Source organism: Sphingopyxis sp. EU05-FHT14B03 (assembly GCF_058790875.1).
In genome coordinates this window covers 1,092,601-1,107,893 of sequence record NZ_JBYTDC010000001.1, presented here as the reverse complement: position 1 = coordinate 1,107,893, position 15,293 = coordinate 1,092,601, and the positions used below count along the sequence as shown (strand labels likewise).

Below are 15,293 nucleotides of genomic sequence, written 5' to 3'. Positions count from 1 at the left end.
GGGGACGCGGCCGCTGCGTCAGGTGCCGGCGAGAATATCGACGTTGATCCCGACGCGTTCGGGCGGGATCGTCAGCGGCCGCTCGTACGAGCAGTCGCTGGCATCGCGCGCGGTCGTGCCGCTTTGCGCCAGCATCGCGCGCGCCTCCGGGCTGATCTGGGTCGCCACCGGCTGGCCGCCCCAGTCGGGGACGCATTTGCGCGCCGCGATGCGCCATTCGCCGCCGCGCTTTTCCATGCGGTCGACATAACGCCCGCCGCCGATGGTCAGATTCTGCCCGTTCGGATCGAGCGCGGCGAACATCCAATAGGTTTCGCAATGCGCCGTGTCGCCATCGAGTTCGCAGCTGTGGTTGGTGATGATATGCTGGTGGGTCGCCTGGGCGGTGGTGTGATAGTGGTTCACCCAGGCCCAGAATTCCTCCGGCCCCGCGACGACGAAGCCATGGTCGTCGATCGCATCAGGGTGATAGGCGGACAGGAACAGGTCGCGGTCCATCCGGTCGACCCCGCGGCAATAGCGGGCGACGACCTCGCGGATCTTCTGCTTGTCATACAGTTCGCGCACCATTGCTTCGACGGAGGGTTCCATATCCGGGCTCTCAGTTTGGCAGGCGGTGCAGCGCGTGCTGTGCCGCGACCCAGCCGAAGATGAACGACGGCGAGATGCTCGCGCCCGCGCCTGGATAGGTCTTGCCCATCACCGAGGCGGTCGAGTTTCCGGTCGCATAGAGGCCGGGGATCACGCTGCCGTCGTCGCGCAGCGCGCGCGCATATTCGTCGGTCAATATGCCGCCGAAGGTGCCGACATCGCCGGGAAACACCTCGATCGAATAGAAGGGCGCCCGTTCGATGACGCCCAGCGTCGGGCTCGGCTTGTGGGTGCGGTCGGCATAGACGAGGTCATAGGCCTTGTCGCCGCGGCCGAAATCGGGGTCCTTGCCCGCGCGGGCGAACCCGTTGAAGCGCTCGACCGTCGCTTCGAGGCCGTCGGGATCGATCCCGCGCAGCGCCGCGAGCTCGCGCAGGCTCGCCGCCTGTTTGAGGAAGCCGCTGTCGTACCAGATCTGCGGAATCGCGCCCATGCGAAAGCCCCAGCTGTATTTCTTGAAATAGGACGCATCCATGATCGCATAAGCGGGCACCGCGCCATGCGCGTAAAAATCCTGCCCGTTCGCCATATAGGATTGCGCTTCGTCGAGGAAGCGCTTGCCCAGCTTGTCGACCAGGATGCAATGCGGCTTGGGCAGGTCGGGGACATTCATCAACGGCGCGCCGTCGGGCGGGACCGAGGTCGGAATCCACACCGCCTGATCGGTCAGGTCGAGCGCTGCGCCATGCGCGCGGGCGATCTCGATCATTTCGCCGGTGTCGCCGGGATTGGCGTTGGTCCAGGCGGTCGATGAGGGCTGCGGGCCATATTTCTTGCGGAGTTCGGCGTTGTGGGCAAAGCCGCCCGCGTTGATCAGCACGCCGTCGCGCGCCTCGATCCGCCAGGGCTTGCCATCCTTTTCGGTCACCACGCCGACGATGCGGCCGTCCTGTTCGACCAGATCGCTGACCCCCGAATCGGTGCGGATATCGACGCCATGGTCGAGCGCCATTTTCAGCATCCGCCCCTGGATCGCGGCGCCCGAGCCGACCTGGTGGATGCCGAGGATCTTGTTGCGTATCAGGCGCAGGCCGATCTTCACCATCGCGAGCTTGCCGGCCCAGGTCACCTTCATCAGCGTCAGATGCTTGGTTTCGGTGCGCTTGGCGGGAATGCCGAATTCGCCGCGGCGAAGCTTCGGATACCATTCCTTGCCGAGCGTCTTGATGTTGAAGATTTCGACGCCGAGCGAGCGGCCCTCGGCCAGCCCGCCAGGCAGATCGTCATGATAGTCCGACCAGCCGCCGTAGCGGACGAAGGGCATGCCCTTTGTTTCGAGATAGTCGACCATCCGCGGACCCATTTTCAGGAACATGTCCTTGCGCTCGCGCGACGTCGACGGGCCGACGTCCCCGACTGCCGAATCGAGGTAGGTGCGCGCCTTGTCCGCATCGTCGTCGATGCCTTCGCGGGCCTGTAAGGGGTGGTTCGGAATCCAGAAAACCCCGCCCGACAGCGCGGTCGATCCGCCGACCCGGTCGGTCTTCTCCAGGATCAGCGGCTTCTTTCCGGCATCGACCGCGGCGATCGCGGCGAGCATCGAGCCGCCCCCGCTGCCGACGACGATGAAATCGGCACTCTCGTCCCACCCGCTCATTGAGCGTATCCATTCTCGACGAAGTCGTCGAGGCTGCGGTGGAAGTTGATGACCGCGATCTCCTGCCGCGGATTGGGCTTGGCGCCCTTGAAGCCCTTCGACTTCATGCCCTTCTGGACCTGGCCCATATTCTGATAGTCCTGGGTCAGGATCAGGCCCCAGAAATCGACGTCGCCATGATCCTGGCTCCATTCATGCTCGACCTTCGGCACCTGCCCTTCGGGGTAGCGCTGAAGCGAATAGACATCCCAGACGCATTTGTCGGGGTCGTTCCCGAACGGACGCGCGCGATAGCCGAGCAGGCCGGTGGGACCCATCAGCATGATCTGGTTCGGGAACAGATGCCAGTCGACGCCCGCGGCATACATTTGCTCGGGCGTGATGCTCGGCCATTGCAGGCCCTGCGAGGCGGCATTTTCATATATATACTGGCCGAATTTGGCGAGCACCTCCATCGGCGGGGTGCCCGGCGGCACCTCCTGTTCGACACGCCGCGCGGCAAAGACGGTCTGCACCGACGAACCCGCGTTCAGCGTCGCCGCCATATCTTCCATGTAGTCGCGGATGCCGGGGCGGATATCCTCGGTCGGCTTGCCGTCGGTCAGCCGGGCCGAACGCGAACCCATCGGCATCGATTCCCAATAGCCGAAGTGCGAATGGCGCCCGCGCGCATAGCTTTGCGTCCAGTCGTCCATGTAGCGCAGCATCTGGTTGTGCGTCGTCTGGACATGATAGCCTTCGTTGAAGGCTTCGAGCGCGACCTTCCAGTTGCAGTCGAAGATCGTCGATTTGCGCCAGTGATAGTTCATCCCGCCGATGTCGTAGGGGTCGAGATAGGCCTTCGCCGGCGCCAGATGCTCCTCGAGGCTGATGCTGTCGGGGTCCATGTTGATATAGACCCAGCCGCTCCAGCGTCCGACCTTGACCGGCACGAGGTTGAGGTCGTCGTCGGTCAGCGATTCTTCGGGCCATTCATGGCGATCGACGACCTTGGCGATCGTCCCGTCGAGCTTCCACGACCAGCCATGGAATTTGCAGAACAGGCGCGCGGCGTGGCCGCATCCCTCGGTAATCGTGCGGCCGCGATGCGGGCAGACATTGTAATAGGCTTTGATCTCGTCGGCGGCGACGCGGATCACGATGATCGACTGGTCGACGATGTCATAAGTATAATAATCGCCGACGTTGGGAATTTCCTCCTCGCGGCAGGCCATCTGCCAGACGCGATACCACAGCTTTTCCGCCTCGATTTTCGCGAATTCGGGGGAAATATAGTGATCGGCGGCAACGACATAGCCCGCGCCATCCTGCTGCAGTCCGTCCTTGGTCTGAACGTTCATCGAAATTCCTCTCCTCATGCCCATTCAGTGTACTGAATGGGCTCGCGTTCCGCAACGCCGATCGCGCGCCGACGTGCACCTTATCATCTAACTAGGTAATATGACTGTTTGCAAGAGGCGAGTCGATCCGGCTAAGCTTGCGCGGCGCGCGGTTTCGGGGCAAAAGGCGCCCAACCCCATAAAGGAATTAAACTTGTCTAACGCTTTTGTCGCAATACCCGTCGGCAATCGAAGCAATGCGGCGGCCGTTCGCGTTCCCAAGACCGCCGAACTGGTCGCGAAACAAATCCGCAACGCCATCATTCGCGGCGAACTCGTCGATGGCGATACGCTTCCCGCCGAATCGCATCTGATTGCCGAATTCGAAGTGTCGCGCCCGACGATCCGCGAGGCGGTGCGTATTCTCGAATCGGAGGGACTGGTGACCGTCGCGCGCGGCGCGCGGGGCGGCGCGCGCGTCAGTTCGCCCAATTATGTGATGATCGAACGCGCCGCCGGGATCACCTTGCAGGCGACGGGCGTCACCATCGGCGACCTTTACGAGATGCGCACCCTGATCGAACCGCCCGCGGCGCGGCTGGTGGCCGAGCGCAACAGCGAAAAAGCGGTGCCGATCCTGCGCGCGATGATCGAAGGCGAAATGAGCCATATCAAGGACCGGTTCGCGATCACGTCGATGATCGCCGAATTTCACCGGGCGATGATCGACCTCGCCGGCAACAAGACGCTGATCATGTTCTCGCACGCGCTCAGCGGTCTGGTGAATGAACATCTGAACCTGGCGCAGCGGCGCAATTCGGTCGACCCGGAAATTTCGCTGAAACAGCTCCGGTTCGGCCTGAAATCGCATACCAAGCTTGTCGATCTGATCGAAGCCAGGGATGGCGCCGGCGCCGAAGAACATTGGAAGGCGCATATGGTCGCGGCGGGCAAAGTGTGGCTGGCGCAGGTCGGCCCCAATTCGGTGGTCGATCTGATCGACTGAAATTCCTCGCATATCACTCTCGACAGAAGCAGTGTAATTATATAACTGATTGCACTGATAAACGACTGTCTCAGGGAGTGTGATCGATGGCCAGCAAGCAGTTTGTGGCGAATCCAGCGGTATTGCTGGAGATTTATCAACGCGCCGCGTTGCTGAAAGCGAACGACGAGCGTGCACGGAAGGTGATTCTCTCGGGTCAGATCGCGATGGTCTATTATTCCTATCGCGGGCAGGAGATCATTCCCTCGGTGATGGGGCAGGTGCTGCGCGACGACGACAAGCTGTGTACCATCTATCGCGGCATCCACGACATGCTCGGCAAGGGCTTTCCCTTACGCGAACTCTGGGCCGAACTGGCTGGGCGAACCACCGGTTCGTGCAAGGGCAAGGGCGGGCCGATGCACCTGACCTATCCGCCGAAGGGGATCATGGTCACCACCGGCATCGTCGGATCGTCGGCGCCGATCGCCAACGGTCTCGCCTGGGCGGCGCAACTCGACAAGAGCGACCGGGTTTCGGTCTGCACCTTCGGCGATGGCGCGTCGAATATCGGCGCCGTCCATGAGGCGCTCAATCTGGCGGCGGTCTGGAAACTGCCGACGATCTTCGTCTGCCAGAACAATCTGTTCGCCGAGCATACCACCTTCGAAAAGATGACCGCCGGCGGCAATATCGCCGGCCGCGCCGAAGGCTATGGCATCCCGGGCGTCCGCGTCGACGGCAACGATCCCGAGGCGATGTATTCGGCCTTTGCCGAAGCCGTTGCGCGCGCCCGCGCCGGCGAAGGTCCGACATTGCTCGAATGCATGACCTTCCGCTTCCATGGCCACACCTTCGGCGACGACGACAGCTATATGCCCAAGGGGCAGAAAGCCGAGGCGATCGAGGCCGATCCCGTTCCCCGCCTCCGTGCGCGCCTGCTCGCCGACGGAATCGCGAGCGAGGATCAACTGGCGGCGATCGAGGCGGATATCGAGAAACAGATCGACGATGCGATCGAATATGCGCTTGCCTCGCCCTGGCCCGAACGGGACTCCTTGCGCTTCGACGTATTCGCGCAGGAGATCGCAGCATGAGCGCGGCGGAAAAGGCGGCGAAGCCGAAAGTCACCATCATCGAGGCGATTTCGAAAGCCTATCAGGACGCCTTTGCCGACGATCCGACGGTGATCACGCTGGGCGAAGACCTCGCCGATCCCGAGGGCGGCGGCATCGCCAAGATCACCAAGGGGCTTTCCACGACCTTCGGCGACGACCGTGTCCGTTCGACGCCGATTTCGGAACAGGCGATCATGGGCGCCGCGATCGGCGCGAGCCTTGGCGGCTACAAGCCGATCGCCGAGATCATGCTGATGAACTTCACGACCGTCGCGATGGACATGATCGTCAACCATGCCGCGAAGCTGCGCTTCATGTCGGGCGGGCAGACGAGCGTGCCGATCGTCATCCGGACGATGACCGGGCTGGGCTTCGGTTCGGGCGGCCAGCATTGCGATTATCTGGAGGCCTGGTTCGCGCACACCCCGGGGATCAAGGTCTGCGCGCCGTCGACGCCGGCGGACGCCTATGGCCTGCTCCGCGCGGCGATCGACGATCCCGATCCGGTGATCTTCATCGAGAACCTGCCGACATACCGGACCCCGATGGCGTTCGAACTGCCCGACAGCAGCCACCGCGTCCCGCTGGGCAAGGCCGCGGTGCAGCGCGAGGGCAGCGACGTGACGATCGTCACCTATGCGCGCATGGCGGTGCTGGCTCGCGCCGCCGCCGATCAGGCGGCCGAACAGGGGATTTCGGTCGAGGTGGTCGATCTGCGCACCATCGCGCCGTGGGATCGTGAGACGGTGCTGGCATCGGCGCGCAAGACCGGTCGGGTGATCGTCGTCCATGAAGCGGTCAAGCAGCATGGCGCCGGCGCCGAAATCGCCTCGGTGATCAACGAGGAACTGTTCGGCGCGCTCAAGAAACCCGTCAAAAGGCTCGGCGGCGCGTTCAGCGCGGTGCCCTATTCGCGGCCGCTCGAAACCGCCTATGCGCCGGATACCGACACGATCCTCGCCGCCATCAAAGACATCGTCAGCTAAGGAGGCCCCCAAGTGGCTGTGCAAGTGACCATACCGAAAATCGGCTTTTCAATGAACGAAGGCATTCTCGCCGAATGGATGGTGGAGGACGGTGCCGACGTGACCGAAGGCCAGCCGCTTTATGCGCTGGAGGCCGACAAATCGACGAACGAGGTCGAGAGTCCCGCGAGCGGCAAGATCCGGATCATCGGCGAAGTCGGCGAAACCTATGAGGTCGGCGATCTGATCGCGGAGATCGGCTAGCGGGGCGCGGCGCTCAGTCGTCGAACCCGACGAAGGTCGCCGCGTCCTCGACGGCTTTGCGCGTCGAGACCACGGCATTGGCGGGGAAGCTCTCGTCGGGCCAGCCGATCGCGATACAGATCATGATCGTCTGGTCGTCGGCGATCCCGGCCTCGGCGCGCACCACCGCCGAATGCATGATGCCCTGGCTGTTGATCACGCAGCCGAGCCCGCGCGACCAGGCGGCATTGACGATCGCCGTCGCGACCGCGCCGCAATCGAAGGGTGCGATGTCGCTCCCCACCAGCACCCGGTCATAGGTGACGACGATACAGGCCGGTGCATCGAATTGCCGGAAGCCGCGCAGCACCCAATCCTTGCGCTTCGGCTTGTCGTCGCGTTCGATCCCCATCGCGCCGAACAATTGCTTGGCCACCCCGACCTGGCGTTCGCGGTGGACGCCGTCGTAATTCTCCATGCTGCGGAATTCGCGGGTGTGCGGAATGCGATCGAGATTGCGCTGCGTGTTCCCGGCGCGAATCCGCGCCAGTGGCTCGCCCGTCACGACATAGAAATTCCACGGCTGGGTGTTGAGCGACGAAGGCGAGCGCATCGCCAGCTCCAATATCTCGACGATGAGCGATTTCGGCACCGGATCGGGCTTGTAGCCGCGAATGCTCCGCCGCCCGTTGACCACCTCGCTATACGCCTGCGCCAGCGCTGCCCTGTCTTCCATTGCTTACTCCACCGTTGCGCCGGCGCCGACCGGCGCCGCGTCGATATTGACGAAAATCATCTTTGCGACCTCTGGCCCGCGATTGCGCCACGCGTGCAGGACGCCGCGGTCGACGATCAGGTCGCCGGGCACCAGATCGACTTCGCCGGTCTGGGTGACCAGGGTGATCCGGCCCGCCAGCATGACACCATAGTCGAGCGTGTCGGTCGCGTGCATGCCGGGTCCGAGCAGTCCGTCGCCCGGATCGAATTCGACGATCAGGAACTTGGTGCCGCCCCGAGCAAAGGCGAAAGAATAGGCGGCGTCGGCTGCGTCGGTGTCGCCGCTGTTGTCCGCCGGCGACCGGTCGCTCTGCCACAGCGATGTGACGCGGATACCTGCCGCTGCGGTGACGAAGCCCCCGGGGCCATCGAACAGGATGCACGACCGCCCCGTCGGATCGAGCCCGGTCACGATGCGGCGATGACCCGTGCGCTGCGCCTCGCCGGTCACGGCAATCGGTCGCCGCGCCGGATGGCGTCCTTGCCGCCGTCGGCGAAGATCGTCTGCCCGACGATATAGCGATTGTCGGGACCGGAAAGGAAGCTGAGCAGCGGCGCGATGTCTTCGGCTTCGGCATAGCGATCGACCGCGATCGGCGTCGCTTCGGCCAGCATCGCGCGCCCCTCTTCGGTGGCGAGGATCGGCCGGGTGATCCGGGTCAGCACCGTGCCGGGCGCCACCGCGTTGAGCAGGATGCCCGCGCCTGCCCATTCGGGACGGATCGCGTGACGTCGGACCCAGCGGCTCAACGCGACCTTCGTCGAGGCATAGACCAGCCGCGGTTCTTTCGCCGCCAGATGCAGGGCGTGCGTCTCGTCGCCCGCAAGGCAGGCTTCCACCAAGTCTTCATCATGGCCGAGGATGATCGAGGACGAGGAGACGGCAACCGCGCGCGGGGCTTCGGCCGCTGCGAGCAGTTCGCGCACGCCTTCGAGCAAGGCGATCGTGCCGAAATAATTGACCCCGACCATCGCCGCGGTGTCGGCACCGGCCAGTCCCGCGCAGGCGATGACGCCGTGCAATTTTCCCTCGCTCCGCTCGCCCACCGCCTTCAGCGCCGCCGCCCGGCCGCCGGGTGTCGCGAGATCGGCGATGATGTCGGCATCGTCGAGATCGAGCCCAATCGGGTGGTGCCCTTCCTCGCGCAGCCGTTGGGCGGTGGCCGCGCCGATGCCGCGCGCCGAATCGGTCACCAGGATCTTGCGTCTCTCCATTGCTCTGCCCTCTAAACGCCGAGCGCGCCGAAGCTGTCGAGATCGACCATCGCCATCGCGAAGCGCGTCGCGGCGGCGGTGTTGTTCGCCTCGGTCTGGAAATGCGATCCGTTGAGCATCCAGATCAGCAAGCCCCACACGACGTCGCGGCGATAGGCGGCCCACGCGTTGTCGAACGACGGCGGAGCCACGCCATGATCCTTCAGGCAGCCCAGATAATGGTCGAGCAGAGCGGCTTCCCAGCGTCGCCGGTCGACGAGGTCGAGCCCGGCAATCAGGAAATAGCTGACGTCGATCGACCAGGCGCCGAGACGCGGCTGCGAATCGAGGAAACCGGGGGTGCCGTCGGCATCGACGTAGAGATTGCCGAGGTGCATATCGCCGTGGTTGATGACCCGCGCCTGCGTTTCGTGCGCCGCGCGCATCGCCCGGTGCGCGGCGCGGATGCGCGGCGGATCGAGTAGCATGCGCGGCATCGCTGCTCCGCGCGGTGCGGTGGCGTAGGATTGAAACTGGTCGGGCGTCAGCAACAGGCCGACATAATGCGCCATCGATTCTTCGCTGGTGTCCGGCACCCATGCGAAACGCGTCGCGAGTTCGGGGGCATTCCACCAGCGTGCGTGGAGCTTGGCGAGGCCCGACAGAAACGCCTTCGCCAGGTCGAAGCCGACCGGCTCTTGCAACGACAGGAAACGCACGTCGCGCCGGCACAGATCCTCGAGAATGACGAGCGCCTTGCCCTCGTCGTCGATGACCGCGGCCAGGCAATCGGGGACGTTGAGTCCGGTCGTCGGCATCAGGTCGTGATAGGCGTGATATTCGTTCACATGCATCTTGCGCATGGCCGGGCTGTGCGGCTCGAACCCCGCCTTCATCATCATCGTCGGTGGCAGGTCGGGGTGATCGCTCGCCACCGCCAGCCGTATCTTGGTGCAGGCGCCATGGATCACATCCACCGGCTCGGCGCGGTCGATCCGCACCCCCGGAAAGCGCGGGGCGAGCGCCACGCTCAGCCATTCGGGCGTGATCTCGGCAATATCGTCCGGTATCCGCACCGCGAGGCCTAGCCGGCATCGGCGAGGATAAGCTCACCGGCGCGCGACGCCATCGCCATCGCGGGCGCATTGGTGTTGCCCGACACCAGCGACGGCATCACCGAGATGTCGACGACGCGCAGCCCCGACACACCGCGAACGCGCAGGCTGGTGTCGACGACCGATGCGGCGTCGGTGCCCATCCGGCAGGTGCCCGCCGCATGATAACCGCTGCCGCCGATCCGGTGATAGGCGTCGACGATCTCCTCGTCGGTCTCGATGCCGGCGCTCGGATCGACCTCGGCTACGACGAACGGCGCGAGCGCCGGCTGGGCGAAGAGGTTGCGGATCGCGCGGAACAGCGCGACCGACACGCGCCGGTCGTATTCGGTCGCCAGATAATTGGGATCGATGATCGCCGGCGTCGCAATGTCCGGCCCGGCGATCAAAATGCTTCCCTGGCTTTCGGGGCGCATCACATAACCGCCGCACATCGCGCCATGGAAATCGTGGAGCGACAAGCCCGGGGTGCGGCTGTCGATCGACATCGGCCCCATGCCGAGCTGGGCGTCGGGTCGCCCGCTGCCGGGCTCGGTGCGAATGAAGCCGCCGACCTCGAACGCCGCCGACGTCAACGGTCCCGATTTGAACAGGAAATAGCGCAGCGCGCTGAGATAGAGGCCGAGGCCTTGAAAGGAGAAATTCTCGCTGCCGCCGCGCAGCCGGTATTGCGCGCGGAGCAGGCGGTGCTCGCGCATATTGTGGCCGACCCCCGGCGCGTTGTGGAGCACCTCCATGCCGACGCTCTTCAGATGGGCGGCGGGGCCGATGCCCGATCGCTGGAGCAGCGTCGGCGAGTTGAGCGCGCCGGCGCTCAATATCACTTCGCGCGCGGCAATCTCTTGTTCGCCCGAAGCGCTGCGGATGCGCACGCCGGTGATCCGGCTGCCCTCACGCGTCAGCCGCAGCACATCGGTGTCGGTCACGACCGTGACATTGGGCCGCTGCATCGCGGGGCGCAGAAAGACCTTGGCCGCGCTCTGGCGCTTGCCCTTCCAGATGTTGCGCGGCTGATAGCCGAAGCCTGCGCTGTCGAGCGAATTGAGGTCGTCGACGGTCGGCACCCCCATTTCGGCGGCGGCCGCGATCATCGCCTCGAGCACCGGCAATTTTGTCGGGTGGACGGTGATGTTCAGCGGACCGCCGGTCCCGCGCATATCGGATGCGCCGAGTTCATGATTTTCGAGCGCCTTGAAATGCGGCTTGAGGTCGGCCCAGCGCCAGCCTTCGCAATCCCACTCGTCATAGTCGCTCGGCTGGCCGCGGACATAGACCATGCCGTTCAGCGAGCTCGACCCGCCGAGCGCCTTGCCGCGCACCCAATATTCGGGCTCGTTATGGCCGCCGGTCTTCTTCGCGACATAGGCATGGGTCAGCTTCGGATCCATCAGCGTTTTACCGAAGCCGCGCGGCATGTCGATCAGCGGGCTGGAATCGACCGGGCCGCTTTCGATCACCAAAATCTTGTGGCGGCCGCTGCGACTGAGGCGTTCGGCGAGCACGCAGCCCGACGATCCGGCGCCGACGATGATATAGTCGAACGGTCCCATCTCAGATCTCGACCATGTCGAATTCGGCCTTCATCGTGCCGCAGTCGGGGCATTTCCAGTCGCCCGGAACATCCTCCCACGCCGTGCCGGGTTCGATGTCCCCCGCCGGGTCGCCCAGCTCCTGCTCGTAAATCCAGCCGCAATTCATGCACATCCACTTCTTCATGGGCCGCCTCCGTCAGCTGTCGAACCTGACCCACAGATGCTCGGGCACGCGCAGCAGATGCCCCCGGATATCGGGGCCGGGCTTGTCGGGATCGAGCCGGAGGCCCGGCAGCCTGTCGAAGATCGCATTGAGCGCGCGCGTCATTTCGACCCGTGCGAGATGCTGCCCGATGCACAGATGCGGGCCGCTCGCAAAGGCGATGTGGCGGGTGCTGCGGTTGCGGAAGATGTCGAAACTGTCGGGATTTTCGAACTTGCGCGGATCGCGGTTGGCCGAGGCGAGCACCAGATTGATGAAGGTTCCCGCCTTGATCGGTATGCCGTCGATCTCGGTATCTTGCGCCGCATAACGAAAGGTCGAGGTGACCGGCCCTTCCCAGCGCAGCGCTTCGTCGATTGCCTGCGGGATCAGGCTGCGGTCGGCGGCGACCGCCGCCAGCTGCTCGGGATGGGTCAGCAGGCCGGTCAACAACACGCTGGTGCCGCGATAGGTGGTGTCGCCGCCGGCGTTCATCAGCTGGCGAAGGAAGGAGATCAGCACGTCGTCGGGCAGCCGCTCGCCGCCGACCTCGACCGTGGCGAGGTGGCTGATCAGGTCGGTGCCGGGATTCTCGCGCTTGCGCGCCAGCAGGGCGCCAAAGAAGGTGCCGAGTTTCGTGCTCGCCTCGGGACCTTGCGGCAGGCCGATCGACGACAGGATCTGCGCGATCGCCAGCTTGTGGAACACCGGCGCCTGATCGGGTTCCAGCTCGACCTGCGCATAGATGACCTGGAACGGATAATGGTGGGTGAATTCCTCGATCAAATCGGCTTCGCCGCGCCCGACGAACTCGCCCATCAGCCGGTTGACCACCGGATCGACCACCGTCTCGCCCCATTGGGTGACGATCTGCGGCAGGAACGCCTTCTGGAATATCTTGCGGTAATGGGTGTGTTCGGGGGCATCCATCACCGTCACTGTGTTGCCGAACGAGCGGCCGAGGTTGCGCCGGAACGCTTCCTTGTTGGTGAAGATTTCGGGCTGGGTCAGCACCTTCATCACCGCGTCGTACCCCAGCACCATCACCTGCGGCAGATGGCCCATCTGCGCGTCGGGCACGTCGGTGAACTGCATGCGATAGCTGCCCTCGACGACCGCGCCCTGCTGCATCAGCTCGTGGATGCGCGGGTAGGGGTCGGGGCAGTTGCCTGTCGACAATTTCTCGACCAGGAACGGGTCGAAACTCTTGTCCTCGAGATCTTCGAGGCGGGGCATCGCGGTCATGATTTCCACTCCAGGCCGAGCGCCGCGACCACGGCCTTGGAAATCGGCAGGATCGGGTCATCCTGCGGGTCGCGCGCGTTGAACATGCGGTTGTGGCAGATCGCCACGGCGAGGTGCTGGTCGGGGTCGGCCCAGCCGATCGAGCCGCCGGCGCCGGGATGCCAGATCGCGCGCGGGCCGCTGACGCGGTGGCCGCCGAGCCAGTATCCGCCGATGCTGATCGGGATCGGGATGCCGAACATCACCGGGTCGGGTTCGTCGCCATTGTCGCGGATATGGGAAAAGCCCGCGACGCGGTCGGCGGACAGCAGACGTGTGCCGTCCAACTCGCCGCCGCCCGCCAGCATCGCCCAGAAGCGCGCTTCGTCGCGGGCGTTGAAGATGCCGCCGACCCCGGCGATGCACGCTCGCTGCACCTCGGGCCGCGCGAACACCGGCGGCACTAGGTCGACCGAGGCGGGCATCGAGCGGGCATAAAGCGTCGCGGCGGGGGGCGGGGGATCATTCTCGTTGCGGTTCGACATGACGGCTACGCGATCGGCGACCGTGTCGGGGATGCCGATCCACAGGTCCTTCAGGCCGAGCGGCGCGTTGATCTCGTCAAGCACGAACTGGCGGAAGTCGCGGCCTTGGGGGTCGCTGCGTCGGACGATCTCGCCGATGATCCAGCCGAAGGTCATCGATTGATAGAGCGTCTTCTCGCCCGGCGGGGCGAGCGGCTCCATCGCGGCAATCGCGCCGGTCATATAGTCCCAGTCGCACATCGCTGCGGGGGTCACGCCCTCGGGCATCAGCGGGACGCCGGCGCGATGGGTCAGCGCATGGCGCACCGTCGCCGCGCTCTTGCCGTTCTGGGCGAATTCGGGCCAGTAATCGGCGATCGGCGCGTCATAATCGACATGGCCGCGCTCGGCCTGGATATGCAGCGCGGTCGCGGCGACCGCCTTGGTCACCGAATAGACGTTGTACAGCGTGTCGGCGTCGGCCTTGCGCCCCGACGCGGGGTCGGCGAGGCCGTCCCACAGGTCGAGCACCTTGGCGCCCTTGTGATAGGCGACGACATGCACCGCCTCTTCATGCCCCGCATCGATCGCAGATCGGATCGCGGCGCGGACGCCGCTGTCGTCGATGTCCATCACACCGCCCATTTCAGATAGAGTTTGTCGACGCCGTTGACGCTGCCGGCGGCAAAGACGGGGGGACGGTCGGGGTCGATCTCGAAATCGGGGATCGCGGGCAGCCATTCCTCAAGGAAGATGATCAGCTCGCGCCGCGCCAGCACATTGCCGGGGCAGACATGCGGCCCCGCACCGAACGCGGCATGCTTGATCTCCGACGGCTTGCGGTGGAAATCGACGACCTCCGGTCGGTCATTGATCCGGTCGTCCAGGCCATAGAGGCATTTGGGCATCTGGATCATGTCGCCCTTTTTGAACTTCAGGCCCTTATAGTCATAATCTTCGGTCAGCTGCCGCGCGGTGTTCGGCAGGCCGTAGCGGCGCAGGAATTCCTCGCAGGCGACCTGCGCAAGCTTCGGATTTTCGACCAGTTCACGGCGATGCCCGGGGTTCTTTGCGAGGAAATGCGCGACGAAACCGATCTGCGACGCGACCGTATCGAGTCCGCCGACGAGCACCAGCAGCGACATCGCCATGATCTCGTGTGGGGTCAGCGCCCGTTCGCTGACCTCGCCGTTGACGATCATGCCGAGCAGGTCTTCGCGCGGGTTCGCCTTGCGGTCCTCGATATGCCCCATCAGATAGCCGGCGAGTTCGCCCTGGGTCCGGGCCTTTAGCTCGATGTCGTTGCTGCGGACCGCGATTTCGGCGCGCGGTAACAGGAAGTCGCGATCGCTCAGCGGCAGGCCCATCATCGTCAGGAACACGTTGATCGGCAGCACCTTGGCAAAATCGTCGATGAATTCGCACTCGCCGCGCGGCTTGAGTGTCGCCACGAGTTCCTGTGCGGTCTCGCGCGCGACTTCGGAATATTGGCGGACCTTCTGCGGGGTGAAGCCGGTCATCAACAGCTTGCGATAGGGGGTGTGGTCGGGCGGATCGAGCGAAAGCGGGATCGATTTCATCCGGCCGGGGTTGAGCGGGATGTCGAATTCATTGTGGCTGAAATGTTCGTGATCGACCTGCATCACCTGGATGTCGGCGGCCCGCGTCGCGATCCAATAGCCGCCATAATGCGGCGTCCAGACGATGTCGGGGCCCTTGTGAAGCTCGGCCCAGGCGAGCTGGATATCCTCGGCCTTGCCGGCGAGCGTGTAGAAGTCGAAATCGACCACCAGTTCGGGCGGCACATTGTCGGGGACCGCGACTGTCTGCGGCATCGCTCGCTCTCC

At 64.6% G+C, this 15,293-nt stretch carries 16 protein-coding genes; 4 read left to right on the top strand and 12 right to left on the bottom strand.

Annotation, left to right across the window (positions count from 1 at the left end; genetic code table 11):
- Window positions 1-18 precede the first annotated feature (18 nt).
- Genes AC3WS4_RS05430 through AC3WS4_RS05420 form a run of 3 tightly spaced genes read right to left on the bottom strand, consistent with a single transcriptional unit; the run spans window position 19 to window position 3,588 of the window.
- The gene (locus AC3WS4_RS05430) at window positions 19-570 is read right to left on the bottom strand and encodes a nuclear transport factor 2 family protein (RefSeq protein ID WP_492742654.1); all 552 of its coding nucleotides are present in this window, start codon (window positions 568-570) and stop codon (window positions 19-21) included.
- A gap of 31 nt (window positions 571-601) precedes the next feature.
- Entirely contained in the window at window positions 602-2,248 is a 1,647-nt protein-coding gene (locus AC3WS4_RS05425; RefSeq protein ID WP_492735920.1) for an FAD-binding protein, read from the bottom strand.
- Window positions 2,245-3,588: an aromatic ring-hydroxylating oxygenase subunit alpha gene (locus tag AC3WS4_RS05420; protein ID WP_492735922.1), complete on the bottom strand. Its 1,344-nt coding sequence runs from the start codon at window positions 3,586-3,588 to the stop codon at window positions 2,245-2,247. The genes AC3WS4_RS05425 and AC3WS4_RS05420 overlap by 4 nt, the downstream gene beginning before the upstream one ends.
- Before the next feature lie 193 nt (window positions 3,589-3,781).
- Here AC3WS4_RS05420 and AC3WS4_RS05415 point away from each other — a divergent pair, with 193 nt between their 5' ends.
- From AC3WS4_RS05415 to AC3WS4_RS05400, 4 genes are all read left to right on the top strand, one after another.
- A complete protein-coding gene (locus AC3WS4_RS05415) occupies window positions 3,782-4,573 on the top strand; it encodes a GntR family transcriptional regulator (RefSeq protein ID WP_187139067.1) in 792 nt (263 codons plus the stop codon).
- Between the two features lie 86 nt (window positions 4,574-4,659).
- Window positions 4,660-5,649 (top strand): thiamine pyrophosphate-dependent dehydrogenase E1 component subunit alpha, encoded by a 990-nt coding sequence (locus AC3WS4_RS05410; protein WP_056344113.1) that lies wholly within the window; start codon window positions 4,660-4,662, stop codon window positions 5,647-5,649.
- A complete protein-coding gene (locus AC3WS4_RS05405; RefSeq protein ID WP_187139066.1) occupies window positions 5,646-6,656 on the top strand; it encodes an alpha-ketoacid dehydrogenase subunit beta in 1,011 nt (336 codons plus the stop codon). The genes AC3WS4_RS05410 and AC3WS4_RS05405 overlap by 4 nt, the downstream gene beginning before the upstream one ends.
- Before the next feature lie 12 nt (window positions 6,657-6,668).
- The gene (locus AC3WS4_RS05400; RefSeq protein WP_187139065.1) at window positions 6,669-6,899 is read left to right on the top strand and encodes a biotin/lipoyl-containing protein; all 231 of its coding nucleotides are present in this window, start codon (window positions 6,669-6,671) and stop codon (window positions 6,897-6,899) included.
- Between the two features lie 13 nt (window positions 6,900-6,912).
- On the opposite strand, the gene AC3WS4_RS05395 is transcribed toward AC3WS4_RS05400, so the two are convergent.
- From AC3WS4_RS05395 to AC3WS4_RS05355, 9 genes are read right to left on the bottom strand one after another with little or no spacing between them, the layout of a single operon-like run.
- Window positions 6,913-7,614: a nitroreductase gene (locus tag AC3WS4_RS05395; RefSeq protein WP_492735926.1), complete on the bottom strand. Its 702-nt coding sequence runs from the start codon at window positions 7,612-7,614 to the stop codon at window positions 6,913-6,915.
- Window positions 7,615-7,617: 3 nt separating this feature from the next.
- Window positions 7,618-8,106, bottom strand: a complete 489-nt coding sequence (locus tag AC3WS4_RS05390) for a cupin domain-containing protein (RefSeq protein WP_492735928.1) — start codon at window positions 8,104-8,106, stop codon at window positions 7,618-7,620.
- Window positions 8,103-8,870, bottom strand: coding sequence for an SDR family oxidoreductase (locus AC3WS4_RS05385; RefSeq protein WP_492735930.1), 768 nt, complete (start codon window positions 8,868-8,870; stop codon window positions 8,103-8,105). The genes AC3WS4_RS05390 and AC3WS4_RS05385 overlap by 4 nt, the downstream gene beginning before the upstream one ends.
- An 11-nt stretch (window positions 8,871-8,881) precedes the next feature.
- On the bottom strand, window positions 8,882-9,925 hold the full coding sequence (locus AC3WS4_RS05380; protein WP_492735932.1) for a phosphotransferase: 1,044 nt from the start codon (window positions 9,923-9,925) through the stop codon (window positions 8,882-8,884).
- Window positions 9,926-9,933: 8 nt separating this feature from the next.
- Window positions 9,934-11,514 carry a GMC family oxidoreductase gene (locus AC3WS4_RS05375; RefSeq protein ID WP_492735934.1) on the bottom strand — a complete coding sequence of 527 codons (1,581 nt, stop codon included), beginning with the start codon at window positions 11,512-11,514 and terminating at the stop codon, window positions 9,934-9,936.
- Between the two features lies 1 nt (window position 11,515).
- Window positions 11,516-11,680, bottom strand: coding sequence for a rubredoxin (locus AC3WS4_RS05370; protein ID WP_492735936.1), 165 nt, complete (start codon window positions 11,678-11,680; stop codon window positions 11,516-11,518).
- 12 nt (window positions 11,681-11,692) lie between these two features.
- Entirely contained in the window at window positions 11,693-12,943 is a 1,251-nt protein-coding gene (locus AC3WS4_RS05365; protein ID WP_492735937.1) for a cytochrome P450, read from the bottom strand.
- Complete coding sequence (locus AC3WS4_RS05360) at window positions 12,940-14,079, bottom strand: serine hydrolase domain-containing protein (protein ID WP_492735938.1); 1,140 nt, start codon at window positions 14,077-14,079, stop codon at window positions 12,940-12,942. Before AC3WS4_RS05360 ends, AC3WS4_RS05365 begins: the two co-directional genes overlap by 4 nt.
- Window positions 14,079-15,281 carry a cytochrome P450 gene (locus AC3WS4_RS05355; protein WP_492735940.1) on the bottom strand — a complete coding sequence of 401 codons (1,203 nt, stop codon included), beginning with the start codon at window positions 15,279-15,281 and terminating at the stop codon, window positions 14,079-14,081. The genes AC3WS4_RS05360 and AC3WS4_RS05355 overlap by 1 nt, the downstream gene beginning before the upstream one ends.
- Window positions 15,282-15,293 lie beyond the last annotated feature (12 nt).